General features: G+C 45.7%; 13 protein-coding genes and 1 tRNA gene. 8 read left to right on the forward strand and 6 right to left on the reverse strand.

The genetic code is table 11. The features are described 5' to 3' along the window. Positions 1 to 8 precede the first annotated feature (8 nt). Entirely contained in the window at positions 9 to 1,433 is a 1,425-nt protein-coding gene (cls, locus tag KUA49_RS05590; protein WP_218413031.1) for a cardiolipin synthase, read from the forward strand. A gap of 79 nt (positions 1,434 to 1,512) precedes the next feature. Here the strand turns inward: cls and KUA49_RS05595 are convergent, their stop codons facing one another. From KUA49_RS05595 to KUA49_RS05605, 3 genes are all read right to left on the reverse strand, one after another. Beyond that, entirely contained in the window at positions 1,513 to 2,043 is a 531-nt protein-coding gene (locus tag KUA49_RS05595) for an RsmD family RNA methyltransferase (RefSeq protein ID WP_218413030.1), read from the reverse strand. Positions 2,044 to 2,157: 114 nt separating this feature from the next. Beyond that, positions 2,158 to 2,967: a DUF3822 family protein gene (locus tag KUA49_RS05600; RefSeq protein ID WP_203049471.1), complete on the reverse strand. Its 810-nt coding sequence runs from the start codon at positions 2,965 to 2,967 to the stop codon at positions 2,158 to 2,160. A 39-nt stretch (positions 2,968 to 3,006) separates the two neighbouring features. Then, positions 3,007 to 3,489, reverse strand: coding sequence for a hypothetical protein (locus KUA49_RS05605; protein ID WP_218413029.1), 483 nt, complete (start codon positions 3,487 to 3,489; stop codon positions 3,007 to 3,009). A gap of 153 nt (positions 3,490 to 3,642) precedes the next feature. Here KUA49_RS05605 and KUA49_RS05610 point away from each other — a divergent pair, with 153 nt between their 5' ends. From KUA49_RS05610 to KUA49_RS05625, 4 genes are all read left to right on the forward strand, one after another. Further along, complete coding sequence (locus KUA49_RS05610; protein WP_218413037.1) at positions 3,643 to 5,166, forward strand: ATP-dependent DNA helicase; 1,524 nt, start codon at positions 3,643 to 3,645, stop codon at positions 5,164 to 5,166. A 278-nt stretch (positions 5,167 to 5,444) separates the two neighbouring features. Then, entirely contained in the window at positions 5,445 to 6,557 is a 1,113-nt protein-coding gene (gmd, locus tag KUA49_RS05615) for a GDP-mannose 4,6-dehydratase (protein WP_203041784.1), read from the forward strand. Positions 6,558 to 6,604: 47 nt separating this feature from the next. Beyond that, complete coding sequence (locus KUA49_RS05620; RefSeq protein ID WP_218413028.1) at positions 6,605 to 7,813, forward strand: GDP-L-fucose synthase family protein; 1,209 nt, start codon at positions 6,605 to 6,607, stop codon at positions 7,811 to 7,813. 127 nt (positions 7,814 to 7,940) lie between these two features. Continuing rightward, complete coding sequence (locus KUA49_RS05625; RefSeq protein WP_218413027.1) at positions 7,941 to 9,500, forward strand: hypothetical protein; 1,560 nt, start codon at positions 7,941 to 7,943, stop codon at positions 9,498 to 9,500. Positions 9,501 to 9,613: 113 nt separating this feature from the next. Here the strand turns inward: KUA49_RS05625 and KUA49_RS05630 are convergent. Next, positions 9,614 to 9,695, reverse strand: a tRNA-Tyr gene (locus tag KUA49_RS05630). 421 nt (positions 9,696 to 10,116) lie between these two features. On the opposite strand from KUA49_RS05630, the gene KUA49_RS05635 reads away from it, so the two are divergent. The 3 genes from KUA49_RS05635 (at position 10,117) to KUA49_RS05645 (ending at position 11,994) form a co-directional block, all read left to right on the forward strand. Continuing rightward, on the forward strand, positions 10,117 to 10,782 hold the full coding sequence (locus KUA49_RS05635; RefSeq protein ID WP_218413026.1) for a SprT-like domain-containing protein: 666 nt from the start codon (positions 10,117 to 10,119) through the stop codon (positions 10,780 to 10,782). Positions 10,783 to 10,838: 56 nt separating this feature from the next. Then, the gene (locus KUA49_RS05640; RefSeq protein WP_203049477.1) at positions 10,839 to 11,342 is read left to right on the forward strand and encodes a thioredoxin family protein; all 504 of its coding nucleotides are present in this window, start codon (positions 10,839 to 10,841) and stop codon (positions 11,340 to 11,342) included. Positions 11,343 to 11,430: 88 nt separating this feature from the next. Then, a complete protein-coding gene (locus KUA49_RS05645) occupies positions 11,431 to 11,994 on the forward strand; it encodes a TlpA family protein disulfide reductase (protein ID WP_203041780.1) in 564 nt (187 codons plus the stop codon). Positions 11,995 to 12,098: 104 nt separating this feature from the next. On the opposite strand, the gene KUA49_RS05650 is transcribed toward KUA49_RS05645, so the two are convergent. Continuing rightward, positions 12,099 to 14,237 carry a M3 family metallopeptidase gene (locus KUA49_RS05650; protein WP_218413025.1) on the reverse strand — a complete coding sequence of 713 codons (2,139 nt, stop codon included), beginning with the start codon at positions 14,235 to 14,237 and terminating at the stop codon, positions 12,099 to 12,101. A gap of 38 nt (positions 14,238 to 14,275) precedes the next feature. Further along, a complete protein-coding gene (locus tag KUA49_RS05655) occupies positions 14,276 to 15,304 on the reverse strand; it encodes a hypothetical protein (RefSeq protein WP_218413024.1) in 1,029 nt (342 codons plus the stop codon). Positions 15,305 to 15,740: the final 436 nt, after the last annotated feature.

Genomic DNA, 15,740 nt, shown 5'->3' on the forward strand with positions numbered 1-15,740 from the left:
CGAAAGGTATGATATATTTTCATTGGATTTATCTGTTGCTTTATATAGCGATTATGATACCTGCTATCATCACCGTCTTGATGGACAATCGGCAGCCGGCTAAGACGATGGCATGGATTCTTGTGCTCTCGTTCATGCCTTTCGTAGGAATCATCTTCTACATTTTCTTTGGACAGAACACCCGAAAGGAACGGCTCATCAGCGACCGAAGCATGGACCAACTCACCAAGCGTTCCATGCTGGAGTTTGCCGAGCAGGAGAATCTCCATCTGCCTGCCAGCAACAAGCCGCTGGTGAATCTCTTCACCAACCAGAACTGGGCTTTTCCCTTCAAGGACAACAAGGTGGATATCTTTACCAGCGGCTACGATTTCATCCTCACCTTATTATATAATATAGGTCAGGCAAAGCATCATATTCATCTCGATACGTATATCATGGAAGATGATGCCTTGGGAAATCTTGTAGCCGATGCCCTGATAGACAAGGCGGAGCAGGGAGTGGAAGTGCGACTCATCTATGATGATGTGGGTTGCTGGAAGGTGAAGGATGCTTTCTTCGAGCGGATGCGTGATGCGGGCATTGATGTTCATGCCTTTATGCCGGTTAGATTCCCGGCATTTACCAGTAAGGTGAACTATCGCAACCACCGCAAACTGTGCGTGATAGATGGAAAGGTGGGCTTCATCGGTGGCATGAATATCGCCTTGAGATACGTGAAGGGTACGGGGAAGCGACCTTGGCGGGATACCCATCTCAGGATAGAAGGCGGTGGGGTCTATGCCATTCAGCGGGCTTTTCTGATAGATTGGTATTTTGTAGATAGAACATTGGTAAGCAGTCGTAAGTACTATCCGCCGGTGGATATCCATATCAACAATAATTGTCTGGTGCAGATAGTGACGAGCAGTCCGATTATGCCTTGGCCTGATATCATGCAGGGCTATGTTCGCATCCTGCTCCAGGCGCAGAAGTATGTGTATATGGAGACGCCTTATTTCCTGCCTACGGAGCCTGTGCTCTTTGCGATGCGCACGGCTGCACTTGCCGGAGTGGATATTCGCCTGATGGTGCCCCGGCATGCGGATGCCAGGATGGTGGAGTGGGCTTCCCGCTCTTATCTGATGGAGGCGATAGAGGCCGGCGTGAAGGTTTATCTTTATATGGGTGGCTTCAACCACAGCAAGTTGCTGGTGAGTGATGACAATCTCTGCACGGTGGGCAGCACGAATGTGGATTTCCGTAGTTTCGAGAATAATTTCGAGGCGAATGCCTTCTTCTATGATGAGGAGATGGCACAGCGCATCAAGACGATTTATCTCAAGGATGAGGCCAAGAGTATCCTGGTGGATGATGTGGCGTATTTCGTGAAGCGCCCATTCATGAAGCGCCTGTTCGAGAGTATCGTAAGATTGCTTTCGCCGCTGCTGTGATTAGGACGGATTTTTATTTAGATATGGATTATTTAGGCACGGATTACACGGCCGTGTAATCCGTGCCTAAAATTTGCTTTTATCTGAATATCGAGAAGTTCACGCTTCCGTAACTTCTATGTTCCAGGAATCTTGGATGCTCGGAGAAATCATAATTCTTGCCATGTTCGAAAACGAAGATGCCATCTTCGTTCAGAAGGTCACCATTCAATACGAGGTCTGGAATTTCAGGGAGTTTCTCCAGAGCGTAAGGTGGATCGGCAAAGATGAAATCAAACTTCTGCTTGCAGGTTCTCAGAAAACGGAACACATCGCCACGAATCAGAAGATCCTTGTCTTCGCCCAGTTTCTTGAAGCACTCTCTGATGAAGTTGGCATGGTCGCGGTCAGCTTCTACACTGATGACACGCTGGCAGCCACGGGAAACCAGTTCCAGGGAGATGCTGCCTGTGCCGGCAAAGAGGTCGAGGGCTGTAATATCCTCGAAGTCTATGTAATTCTGCAAAACATTAAAGATGTTCTCCTTTGCGAAATCGGTGGTTGGTCGAGCCTTAAACGAACGGGGAATGTCGAAATGGCGACCCTTATATTGTCCTGTTATGATTCTCATTTTTACTTTGAATTATTTTACTTTGAACTTTGAACTTTGAGCTTTGAACTTTATGATTAGCTGTTTTGTTGATCTCTTAACTATCAACTTTAAACTATCAACTTTTAACTCTTTTTACTTGCTTAAATAGAGTGTTACCAAGTCGAACGGCATTCCTTTGATTTCCGTGATTGGGGCACGATTGAACTCGGCACTCGGATTCAAGAGAAAGGTCTTCTTGATATATATCTTTGCATTATAGAGGAACCAGTCCTTGTCTGGCACATCGCCTGCCACATGCAGCTCGTCCTGCACCTGGTCCATGCCCACCTGCTTCCATACGTAGAGGATGAAGTAGAGGGCATCCTTGGCGTGGTCTGCCTTGAATGAATTGAAGAACTTGAAGCGGTTCTTCTCGTAGCAGAAGATATCTACTTTCTTATCATGGAAGTAGGCGTAGAGCTTGCGATGGATGCCGGTGAAACTGCGTTGGTGCAGATAGTTCCAAATAGGTTGCATGATAGGGGTGAAGCGCACATCCTTGAAATTATCCTCCACCACCATCTTCAAGTCCTTGTTGATAGGGAACACCGCCACCACATTCAGGTTGGGCTGTACCTTGTGCAGAATCACATCACCATTATGCCCGGTGAAGGCATGCTGATAGAGCACGGGGAGGTCTTCCTCATGAAACTCCTCGATGGGTACCAGCAGAATAGGGGAGTCAATATACACGCGCACCTTGGTGTAGCCACGTTGCAGCAGATCGCTCTCGCTGAATGCCTGGCGCAAGTTGGCAGCTATCGATACGCCGCTCTTCACGGTGTAAGGCTCGTATATCAACTGATGCTCGGCCTCCCGGTCAACAACCGAAAAGCTGAGTGTATTCTTGCTCACTCTGATGGTGAGCCGTGCTTGTTGTGTTCTATTACCAGTTATCTGCATTCTAATCTTGTTTTTAATCAGTCGCCTGGGTTGTTTTCCTTACCAGTTTCCTGCGTTGTCGTTGTCTTTTGTGATGTCGCCAATCTTCAGTCCGGGAAAGCGGCCTGCATAGTTGGCTTCTTCCGTCACATTCATGATAGCCTCCTCGTCGAGCCCATCCAGGTAGTCTTCGTAGGCGGCACTGCATTCCATCAGTGGTATCTGCTTTCCGCTTTTTCCCACGATGGTGGCGGCAGCGAGCGAGAATTTCTTGCCATCGGAGTAAGGGATGATTGCGTCGTCTGCCTTCAGATACTTTCCCTTGATGAGGGTAGCGAAATCGCCCGTATATACCCCATGTCTTGCCTTGTATTTCTCCTCGGCAGAGCGAATCTGCATCAGTTTCTCCTTCACCTCAGCCTCTCTGCTATCCATCGATTTCTGGAAGCGGATGGGCTGGCTTATGCTGAGCACGCAGAGCAGCATCATGACGACCACGCATGCTCCCAGGATAACATTATTGTTTATTTTCCTTAATTTCATTCTCATTTCAAAAAGTATTATTACTTTTGCATCGGCTTTCGTCTCTTGATCAGTGGCGATGCCTAACTAGGGTACAAAGATACGCCAAAATACAGACAATACAAAATAAATGGCGTTGAAATTATTAATTATTAATTATAAAAAGAAATTTTGATGGTAGTTGATGAGTTAAAATATAAGATATTGCAGCAATTTGGCTTTCCGCCAACCCAGGAGCAGGCGAATGCACTAGATGTGTTTGCACGCTTCCTTACCGATAGGAACCCGCAGGTGGTGATGATTCTCCGGGGTAGTGCGGGTACGGGTAAAACTTCGCTTTCGGGTGCCATCGTCCGCACCTTGCAGGCCATCCGGCAGAAGGTGATGCTCCTGGCTCCAACGGGCAGGGCGGCTAAGGTGTTTTCGCTGAACAGTGGAACGCCGGCTTATACCATCCATCGACGCATCTATCGCGAAAAGTCGTTTTCCGGGGTAGATGGTCAGTTCAATCTCAACGACAATCTCTTCACCGATACGCTCTTTATGGTGGATGAGGCTTCGATGGTTGCCAATATGGGATTGGGTGGCATGAACTTCGGCAGCGGATGCCTGTTGGATGACCTGGTACATTTTGTGTATCAGGGCAGAAACGACCGCCTGATGCTTATCGGCGATAAGGCGCAGTTGCCTCCTGTTGGCGAAGAGGAATCGCCGGCCCTCAATGCTGCCATGCTGCAGGGATATGGATTGACGGTTTATGAGTGCGATCTGAATGAGGTGCTTCGCCAGAGCGAGCAGTCGGGCATTCTTTATAATGCCACGATGATTCGTCAGATGATAACCCATGATGACATCACCCAACTCCCGAAGATTCGCTTTGCGGGCTTTTCGGATATCAAGCCGATGCCTGGAGCCGAACTGATAGAGGCGCTTGCCGACAGTTATCATCACGTAGGTTTGGATGATACCATCGTGGTGACCCGCAGCAACAAGCGTGCAAACATCTTCAACCAGGGTATCCGAAATATGGTGCTTGATAGGGAAGAGGAACTCTCGCAGGGCGACATACTTATGATTGTGAAGAACAATTATTATTGGATGGAGGAAGAGAGGAAGAAGTTAAGTGAAGAACGAAGAGTGAAGAGTGAAGAATTCAATTGCTTAGCTAATCATAAAGTTCAAAGTTCAAAGCTCAAAGCTCCAAGTAACGATATTCCTGCTTTTCTGGCGAATGGTGACAGGGCGAAGGTGCTGAAGGTGCGCCGCCGCATCGACCTCTATGGCTTCCGCTTTGCCACCCTTCTGCTTCAGTTTCCTGATTACGGCAACTATGAGCTGGAGGCTACCGTGCTGCTGGATACCCTGACGAGCGAGGCACCTGCCTTGACCCACGAGCAGCAGGAACAGCTATTCCATCAGATAGAAGAGGATTATCAGGATGTTCCGCTTAAGGCAGACCGAATGAAAGCAATCAGGCAGGACCAGTTCTACAACGCCTTGCAGGTGAAGTTTGCCTATGCCGTCACCTGTCATAAGGCGCAGGGTGGACAGTGGGCACATGTTTATGTGGACCAGGGCTATATGACGGATGACATGCTTACGCCCGATTACATCCACTGGCTCTATACTGCTTTCACCCGTGCCACGGAGATGCTTTATCTTGTGAACTGGCCGGAAACGCAAATCGAAACAAGTTGATTGGAACAGGCTATTCTGAACGAGCAGGTCGAAATGGGCTGATCATACACTCTAAATCAGTATTATTGTACCAATTTGTTTTCAAATCATTCAAAAACCATACTAATCGGCAAATAAATGGTTAAAAGTTTGATGGTTCAAGAAAAAAGTAGTACTTTTGCACTTACGTATACACATCTTTTATATAAGAGTGAATAGATGGCTACATCATTCATGTAAAAAGATTGAGGTAATATGATACTGAATAAATTATTAATTTATCATATATTTAGTAATAAATGGAAAATAGAAAAGTAGCTTTAATCACAGGTATTACAGGTCAGGATGGCTCTTATTTGGCAGAGTTGTTGTTGAGTAAGGGTTATGATGTTCACGGAACTATCCGTCGTTCTTCTACAGACTATCGCGAGCGTATTGCTCACTTGGAGGGTACTCCAAACTTCCACCTTCACTATGCCGACCTCGGTGACTCTATGAGTATCATTCAGGTAATGAACAAGGTGAAGCCAACAGAGGTTTACAACCTTGCGGCTCAGAGCCACGTACAGGTGAGCTTCGACTCTCCTGAGTTTACTGCCGATGTTGACGCCACAGGCGTACTCCGTATCCTGGAGGCTATCCGCCAGTGCGGTTTGGAAAAGACTTGCCGCATGTATCAGGCTTCAACATCTGAGCTTTATGGTAAGGTAGAAGAGGTTCCTCAGAACGAGAACACACCATTCCACCCTTATTCTCCATACGCTGTAGCTAAGCAGTATGGTTTCTGGATTGTCAAGGAGTATCGCGAGGCATACAACATGTTCTGCTGCTCTGGTATCCTCTTCAATCACGAGAGTGAGCGCCGTGGTGAGACATTCGTTACCCGTAAGATTACATTGGCTGCGGCACGCATCAAGCAGGGTAAGCAGAGCAAGCTCTATCTGGGTAACCTGGATTCACTCCGCGACTGGGGTTATGCCAAAGATTATGTAGAGTGCATGTGGTTGATTCTCCAGGCTGAGAAGCCAGAGGATTTCGTTATCGCAACAGGTAAGCAGCACTCAGTTCGTGAGTTCGCTCAGTTGGCTTTCCACTATGTAGGCATCGAGTTGAAGTGGGAAGGCAAGGAAGAGAACGAGAAGGGTATCTGTGTTGAGGGTCCTGAGGAACTTATCGGCAAGACACTCGTTGAGGTTTCTCCTGACTTCTATCGTCCTACCGACGTGGTGAACCTCTGGGGTGACCCAACAAAGGCTAAGGCTAAGCTCGGCTGGAATCCTAACACCACATCTTTCGAGGATCTCGTCAAGATCATGGTTGAGAGTGATATGGCTAAGGTGGCTGCTGAGGATGCCGGCGAGAAGGTTCGTTGCAACCTCGTGGAATACTTGGAAAAGGGTATTGTTAAGTAATAGTTAACAGTTGATAGTTAACGGTTGATAGTTTACAATAATAATCAATGTTATCAAAAGATTCTAAGATTTATATAGCAGGACACCACGGACTCGTGGGTTCTGCTATCTGGAATAACCTCAAGAAGAGAGGCTATAACAATCTGGTAGGTCGTTCTCACAAAGAACTCGACTTGACCGACCAGTATGCAGTGGAGAAGTTCTTTGACGAGGAGAAGCCTGATGCAGTTGTTCTGGCTGCTGCCTTCGTGGGCGGTATCATGGCGAACTCATTGTATCGTGCCGACTTCATCATGCAGAACATGAAGATGCAGTGCAACGTAATCAGCAATGCTTATTCTCATGGCGTGAAGAAGCTCCTCTTCCTGGGCTCTACCTGCATCTATCCAAAGAATGCACCGCAGCCTATGAGCGAGGATGTGCTCCTTACTTCTCCTTTGGAATATACCAACGAGGAATATGCCATCGCTAAGATTGCCGGATTGAAGATGTGCGAGAGCTACAATCTTCAGTATGGTACCAACTATATCGCAGTGATGCCAACCAACCTCTATGGTCCTAACGATAACTTCCACTTGGAGAACAGCCATGTAATGCCTGCAATGATGCGCAAGATTTATCTTGCCAAGCTCATTCACGATGGCGACTGGCACAGCATCGAGGTAGATATGAACAAGCGTCCTATCAATCCTACTGATAAGCTTCGCGAAATCATCGGCGAGGGTAATGTGGATGGAAACAATCCTCATGAGCGCATTCTGAAGGCACTGGAGTTCTATGGCATCTACGACAACAAGGTGGTGCTTTGGGGAACAGGTAAGCCATTGCGCGAGTTCCTCTGGAGCGAAGATATGGCTGATGCCAGCGTTCATGTACTTCTGAATGTAGATTTCAAGGATATCATCGGTATCGAGAAATACAGCTCTGTATTCTATGGTGCCAAGGTAGATGGTGCTGTGGATAGAAACAACTCTGAGGGGCGTGGTGGTGCTATCCCATCTCTCGGTGAGATTCGCAACTGCCACATCAATGTGGGTACCGGTAAGGAACTCACTATCCGTGAACTTTCAGAACTTGTGGTAAAGGCCGTAGGTTTCGAAGGCGAGGTTGAGTTTGATGCCAGCAAGCCAGATGGAACCATGCGTAAGCTCATCTCTGTGGATAAGCTTCACAGCCTTGGCTGGACTCACAAGGTAGAAATCGAGGATGGTGTACAGAAGCTCTTCGAGTGGTATAAGAATAGTTTGAAAGACTAAATACAAAATATGGATAGGGAAGAGTAGCGACGGTTGGATCGCTGCTCTTCTTCTTGTAACTTGCCCACCCAGTTACTTAAAAAGTTTAATTTATAATAGTGTTGCAGAATTAAGGCTAACATAAAAAATGAAAAAGATTATTTTATTCTTGCAGTTGATCTTCTCGATAGGGATGTCAGCGCAGACGACTGTAGAATCAGTCCAAGTTGCGGATATGGATGAAGGTGCCCCCATCTGTGGCAAGTCAATAGATTTGCACAAACGCATTCTCCAGGCCTACAATTGCGATAGTACGCTCATCGTCTTCGCTTGTGATACCACTAAAAAAGGAAAAAATACCGATTCTGGCTATCTCTATTCACTAGAAGCCAATACCCTGGAAGTACAATGGCAAAAGTCGCTGAAACTTTCTTTGTCAAAACTCTATGGCGTCTGTTCCAAGGGGGTGCTGCTTTCCTCCACTCTGAAAAGCACAGGCAAGTCGCTCTTGACCTTGTCTGATACCAAGACGGGCCGGTCGCTATGGACGCAGTATCTTTATCCTGTCTATTTCAATGATAGCTTGGATATCGTGATAGGACTAGAGAAAGTGGGAGGCAGCAAGACATACGCTTATCGCCTGAGCACAGGAATGCTGTTGTGGGATGACGAGATTCCGATGACCAAAAACGTGGGATGGAAAGATGCTTGCATGGTGGATTCCACTCACCTGGTGGTTGTGGGGGATGCCATCAACGAAATCAACATCCATTCGGGTGAAATCAAGAAGGTAAAGGCTGTGACTGGTATCAGTGATACAAAGGGAATGATGGCTTTGGCATTGACCAATGTCTTGTCTGCGGCAGTCACCATCGGATTTAATTCTCCTTTTTATTACTATTATTATAATCTTAATCCATATCTCATTACGGGCTTGACTTCCAATATCCTTCAAGTGGGCTCTGACTTGTATATTAGTGATAGAAAAAGCCTCTATTGTTTGGGAGCGGACAGTTTGCAAACACGCTGGAAGTATGATTTCCAGGACAAGGAGGCTTCTACGGCTCATCTTCTGCTTAGGGATGGCAAGATATTGATGCTCAATTACGGTTATGGCAAGAGTCTTATGAGAGGTACGGTGAAGTGTGGCAAGCCTTTCTTGGCTTCTTTTGATGCGCAGACGGGAGATAGGAAGAAGATGTTTCCTTTATACGACAAGAAGCATATCATGAACGACGGAATGCTCACGGAGAGTGGTGTCTTCCTTGCTGGTTCCGACAAGGCTGTATATCTGTCATTTGCTGATTCTGCTGTCATCAGCAAAGATTGGGATCGCAGTGCCAATGGGGCTTTGACTATGGTGTTGAGAAAACCATTCTATGCGTTTCATGGACTTGCACCAAAGCTGACTTTAGTGGAGGCATTCGACAAGGTGTGCCCGATGCAGACCAGTACCAACAAGCTTTTTGTCTTCAATGACAAGTTGGACATTCTTGAATCTTATGATCTCTACGAGACTTTCTCCGTTTGTTTCCGTTTGGATGATGTGCTTTGCATACAAAACAGGGATGACAAATCCAACTTTAGGCTGATTCATCCCGATGGTTCCTCTATCGGAAAACTGAAAGGCAAGCCTGTAGCCGCCCTGCTCAAAGGCAGAAATGTGCTAGCTGTATATGATGATCACCTTACAGTCTTTAGGCTGTAAGGTGCCTAGTGCCCTCTTATTACTGAAATTATGTGGATATATTAAAAAGAAAAAATCCGATTCTCATAACGAAAATCGGACTCTTAATTTTTTTGAGTTATTTTTGGGAAAAGTGGGTAGTGATGGATTCGAACCACCGAAGGCATAGCCAGCAGATTTACAGTCTGCCCCATTTGGCCACTCTGGTAACTACCCGAAAGCTTTTGAATTACTAACAATCTTTATTTGGTAAAAGCTTTGTTCTTAAAAGCGAGTGCAAAGGTAGTGCTTTTTTTTCATTCCACCAAATTTTTCACTAACTTTTTTCACTTTTTCTTCAAAAAACTTCATTTTTCCCTAAAAAAGGGGTGTTTTTGCCCTTTGGGAGCTTAATTTCTAACTTTTATCACATGATGTCTGCGATGTTTCCTCGACAATCTTCTGTGTTTATAATGTTCTTTTAGATACGTTATCAATGATGTGCTGTGCAGTCTTATTCATTTTTGTTGTAAATTTGGGCGCAAAGTTACTCATTTTTCAATAAATATGTATGTGTTTCCCGAAAAAAATGTATCTTTGCAGTCGTTTTGTAATACAACAGACGTAAGTCTGAATAGAAATTGAATAATTATACAGAATGATAGTAACAATTGACTGGATGGAGGAATGGTTCAAGCGTTTCGACCAGGAATATTTCGGTGGTAAACTGCCACTGCCGGAGTTGTCGCTCACCCGAGCCAAGACCCGGTTGGGACAGCTTGCCTTTAAGCGCGCTTCCCGCTGGGGGCGCACCAAGCTTTACGACTTTAAGCTCTCGATGAGCACCTATTATGATATGACCGAGCAGCAGGCCAAGAGTGTACTGCTGCATGAGATGATTCATTACATCATCGGCTATACCGGACTGAAAGATACTTCGCCTCATGGTGTCGTGTTCCGGGGGATGATGGACAATCTGAACCGCAAATACGGTTGGGATATCCGGGTGATGATCTCCACCAAGGGATGGAAGGTGAGTGAGAGGGTAGCGGAGAAGAAGAAGGCGAAGGGACCGCAAACCTATCTGATGCTTGCCATCGAACTGAAGGATGGCAAGTTCTATCTCTCCAGGGTGAACCCTGGCTTTGCCCGCCGCATAGAGAAGCAGCTTCCGATGGTTCGCGAACTTCGTTCCCATCGTTGGTACACCACGCAGGAGTCTTATTTCGAGGATTATCCGCAGGTGCGCAGTCTTCGTGGGCGCCGCATTACGAAGAATGATTTCGAGAAACTTCAGAATGTACTGGTGCCTTTTGAATTGTAGAATTGTAATAGGGAATTGACAGAATATAAATTCGGATAATAAAAAAAAGAATATTTATGAGAAGAATGATTACTTTTGCCTTCATGATGACCATGGTTGTGATGATGGCGCATGCTCAGGGTGGATTGAAAAAAGTGTATAATGAAAGCATCGACCCGATGGGGCAGATTGATGCCGGCTTGCAGAAGGCGAAGACCGAGGGCAAGTTTGTGGTTTGTCAGCTGGGGGGCAACTGGTGTCCTTGGTGCCTGAAGTTTGCCGATTTCGTAGAGAAGGATACGGCTGTGAACCAGATGATGAATGATAACTTTGTTTATCTTCATGTTAACTATAACCCTCGCCAGTCGGCAGGTGGTGATGCCGTGAAGAAGGCTGAGGCATTGATGAAGCGCCTGAATAATCCTAGGCGTTTCGGCTTCCCTGTCTTCGTGATTCTGGATGCAGATGGCAAGGTGCTTCATATTCAGGATTCCAGTTTCTTGGAAGAAGGCAAGGGCTATGATGAGAAAAAGGTGCTCCGCTTCCTGAAGAACTGGACTCCAAAGGCTGTCAATCAATAATAACTTGAAAGGTAATTTGATAGTAGATTATCATAAACTTGAAAGATAATTCGATTGTAAATCAATATTAACTTAAATGATAATTTGTATGAAGAAAGTATTATTCTTTTTGCTCCTGATGACGGCAGTCATCGGTAGAGCACAGACTTCGCTCGACTTGTTGCCAGTAGGCACAGTGGCTCCTGATTTCACGGTTACCAATAGCAAGACGGGAGAGAAAATCTTCCAACTCTCTGATTGCAAGAACAAGACTTCGAAAGATGGACAGGCTGTAGCTGGAGTTTGGACCGTGCTTGATTTCTGGGCATCGTGGTGTCCTGACTGCAGAAGAGACATGCCGATGGTGAAGGAGATTTTTGATAAGTACAACACCAAGGTTCAGCTGGTGGGTGTTTCTTTCGATACCGATGAGGCGAGAATGAAGAAATACCTGGCAGATAACAATTATACCTGGTTGCAATATTGTGAGTTTAAGAAATGGAAAGAAACAAAGATTTCCAAGGATTACCACATTTCATGGATTCCAACTTCTTATCTCATCGACCCGGATGGCAAGGTTTATTTCTCTACCGTAAAGGCTGAGGAGATGATGCAGAAACTGGATTCGCTTGACAAGGAGGGTAAGTTGACAGTGAATACCATCAAGAAATAGATTGTAATATATATATAGGTGTTCCTATCTGGAATTATCTGGAATAAAAAGAGGGTGTGTCATGAACTAATGGCACACCCTCTAATCATATATTATTTCTTCTCTTACAAACCTCTAGCCTTCAACAGTCCTGAAGCATCTGGCTGCTTCATGCCTGTGAAGTCGGTGAACATTTCCATCTGGTCCTTGGTGTTACCACGGCTCAGAACCTTATCACGGAATGCCTGACCCACGGCTGGATCCAAAGCACCATGCTTGGCAAAGTAATCAGCCACGTTCACGGCGAGCACCTCTGTCCAGAGATAGCTGTAGTAACCTGCTGCATAACCGCCGCCCCATACATGGTTGAAATAGGTGGTGCTGTAGCGAGGAGGTATCTGTGAATTGAGCAAACCTACATTGTTCAGGGCTTCCTTCTCGAAGGCGCCTGCCATGTATGGAGAAGGAATCTCATCTGGTGTCAACTCGTGCCAAGCCAGGTCGAGGCAGGTAGCTGCCAGGTTCTCACCCAGCGAATAGGCTGTCTGGAAGTTGATGCTCTTCAGCATGCGCTCCTTCAGGTCGGCTGGCATGGCTGCTCCGGTCTGTGTATGACGGGCATAGTGGTCGAAGATTTCAGGGATGCTGGCGAACGACTCGTTAAACTGAGAAGGCATCTCCACGAAGTCGCGAGCCACAGCTGTGCCCGAAAGGGTATTGTAGCCGCACTTTGACAACATGCCGTGGAGGGCGTGACCGAACTCATGGAAAAGGGTGCAAACCTCATCCCATGTAATCAGCGTAGGCTGACCTTCTGGAGCCTTGGCGTTGTTGCATACATTATATATAATAGGCAACTGTCCCCACTTGTCGCTCTGCTTGGCAAAAGCACTCATCCAGGCACCGCCACGCTTGGTAGGACGGCGGAAGTAGTCGCTATAGAAAAGGGCGATAGGCTTGCCGTTCTTGTCGCTCACCTCGAATACCTTCATGTCTGGGTGATAGGTTGGGATATCCTTGCGCTGCTTGAAGTTCAAGCCGTAAACACGATGGGCGGCATAGAACACACCGTTCACCTGCACGCTGTCGATGTTGAAGTATGGCTTAATCTCATCATCAGTGATGTTGAGCATCTCCTTCTTCATCTTGGCAGAATAATAGAAGCGGTCGTATGGCTGCAGCTTGAAGTCCTTGCCCTCGGTCTTCTGAGCGTAAGCTTCGATATCGCGGGTTTCGGCATCAGCTTTAGGTGCATACTCCTTGATGAGCTGCTGCAGGAAATCGTTTACATTCTTGGTGTTCTTCGCCATCGTCTTCTCCAGAGAGTACTCGGCGTAGTTGTTGTAACCCATCAGCTGTCCCTTCTCGGCACGCAACTTGGCAATCTCGGTAACGATAGGGAAGGTGTTGAACTCAGGATTGGTGCCATCCGCACGATGGATGCTGGCCATATACACCTTGCGGCGAAGCTCACGGTTCTGAAGATTGGTGAGGATAGCCTGCTGGGTGGTGTTCACGATGACGATGCAGTAAGGCGCCTTGCCGCCACGGCTCTCAGCATCCTTCTTGCACTGTGCGATGTCGGCATCGCTCAAACCGGCGAGTTCCTCCTTGCTGTTCACCCAAACCACGGCGTTGTTGGTAGCAGCAGGAAGAAGATTGCCAAACTGCTCCTGAAGATCAGAGATGCGTGAGTTAATCTGCTTCATGCGCTCCATCTTCTCAGGAGAAAGCAAGGCTCCTGAGCGGACGAAACTCTTGTAGATTACTTCGGTGAGTCGCTTGTCCTCGCCCTTGAGCTTCTTGTATTCGTTGTCGTAAACATATTTGATGCGCTCGAAGAGTTTCTTGTTGAATGAAATCTCGTTGTCCAGGTTGGTGAGCAGCGGCATTACCTTCTTCTGGGTATCAGCAATGCCTGGAGTTTTGTGGGCGCTGGTAAGACCGAAGAACACACTGGAAACACGCTCCAGCAACATACCGCTGTTTTCGTAAGCGAGGATGGTGTTCTGGAAGGTTGGCTTCTTCTTGTTGTTGACTATCTTCTGGATGTTGGCACGCTGCTCCTTGATGGCAGTTTCAATGGCAGGAAGGTAGTCGCTTTCCTGAATCTTGCTGAAGTCAGGAGCACCGAAAGGCAGATTGCTCTTCACCAGAAGAGGGTTCTGACGGTTGCCGCCCGCATTTTGGGCGAACGATGAGGCTGGCATCTGCAGGAGTGCAGCAGCCAGTCCGAGAGTTAAAAATGTCTTGTTTAATTTCATTATGTTTCTTTGTTTTTTTGAAATTTTCCGCAAATATTTTATTTTTTTTGATAGCGGTTGACTTTTTTATATCCTCTTCCATAGCTTCTGCCAGAAAAACCTATCAGGCTTCCATTAAAATAGGAAATTGCTCCTTCCCTATGCATCTTGGTAATCATTGCACGAAAGCTATCCTCATTTGTGGATGGTCTGAGTTCCTGAATATCAGAAAAAAGCTGATCTCTTTCTATAGGGACAGAACACCCAGTGAGGACTATCTCTACGGCTTTTACAATGGACAACTTCGTGGTTGTTCCTATTTCTTCTGTGAAGAGTGCTTGCTTTGGCTTATCAGCTATGCGCTCTTCCTTCTTGGCATGCTGTGAGAAAGAGTCCATATCAACATTGAGCGTGAGTCCAAGAATGTCTGAAATGATGTTTTTCAGAACATAGACAAACAGTTCGCTGTCTTTTCCCTTCAGACAGGTTCCCTGTTTCCAATAGCGACTCTTGAAGGCAAGGTTTGTCAGTTCTTCAATATCCTGTTGTGAAATCTCCTCTTTGCTTGAGAGGCGATTATTGGCAACATTGAGGAATGAGATAAATGCGAATGTTGAAAACTGGCTTGGAATTAAAAATGTATATATATTGCGGTCTGCACCATCTGGGGAAGGATGCTTCAGGTTGAGTATGCTCATTCCCTTGACAAGTGCAATGAGAAATACCATGCTTGTATAGGAGAGTGAAGTCTGTTCATCCATGCAGATTCCTTTAAAATCAAGATTCTTTTCAGAGATAAAATTCATTGAAAACAAACCGTAGCCCGTCCATTGGGTGGAACGAAGAAGCGACATAAGGGTGGTGTCCTCCGGTAATCCCAGTCCACGGTTCACACTGTCCACATAGCGGCGCATGGCTTCCACCTTGTCCCATGTGGTAGGTGTTTCCTCTGTGGATACGCTATTTCTGATACCAGCGATGATGCCCATTCTAATCACATCAGGAGAGGTTGATTCCTGCAAGAAGGATGTGAGTTTGGCAAATAAATTGGGGCTCCAATTGTAGTTGTCAATTGGAGGATAATACATATCATCCTGATATATGTCATTGTCATCTTGATATATATCGTTATCTAACTGATATATGTCATTGTCTAAATTTTCTTGATACATTATATTTTGTTTTTATTATCTGAATTAACTGAGTCGTAAATTCATGCTTATTTCTTTTGTAGGATGCAAAAGTACAAAAAAAAAGCGAAATCTCCAAATTTTATGATAAGTATTTGGCATTCAAAGCATTATTTTATATTAAATATAATTTGTTTTGACATTATTGGCACTTTTATAATACTTAAAATGTCTGCATGCCCAACATTCTTTTTTCAATATGTCATAGTATTTAAATCTTTGGTTGTTATATACCATAATTATGGTATAATGTGGTATCAAAAAGTTATGTAATATGGTATATTTGAATCAAAAGTTAACTAAATATTTTGTAATATTATGAAAAAGTTATATC

It is taken from the genome of Segatella copri, from assembly GCF_019249655.2.
Taxonomy (GTDB): Bacteria; Bacteroidota; Bacteroidia; order Bacteroidales; family Bacteroidaceae; genus Prevotella.